Source organism: Leifsonia sp. SIMBA_070 (assembly GCF_046534635.1).
Lineage (GTDB): Bacteria > Actinomycetota > Actinomycetes > Actinomycetales > Microbacteriaceae > Leifsonia.
The window spans coordinates 1-251 of the sequence record NZ_JAWRYK010000659.1 but is presented as its reverse complement, the minus strand read 5'-3'; the positions used below and the strand labels follow the sequence as shown (position 1 = coordinate 251).

Annotated in this window: 1 protein-coding gene; it reads right to left on the bottom strand. The window is 68.5% G+C overall.

All coding sequences use genetic code 11. From position 1 onward, the window contains the following. Positions 1-237, bottom strand: a 237-nt coding sequence (locus tag SB754_RS21885; protein ID WP_410784409.1) for an NAD(P)-binding domain-containing protein, incomplete at its 3' end; no start/stop codon positions are given. Between the last annotated feature and the right edge of the window lie 14 nt (positions 238-251).

Genomic DNA, 251 nt, shown 5'->3' with positions numbered 1-251 from the left:
AGCGTCGGCCACGGCATCCCGGGTCCACTTTGGCTGGGCACCCGGGGTTACGATTTCGGCCATCAGGGCCAGCTGTGCCGGGTCACCGGAGGCGGAGAGCGAAACCCGGTATCCGGCGTCGAGCAGTGAGCGGGCGACAGCGGTGCCCACGCGTCCCGCGCCCACGACGGCAATGTGCAGGTGCTCCGAAGCGGAGGGAATGCTGTGGCCGGGGGAATCAGACGCGGTGCTGGGCATATCTGGAGTCATGC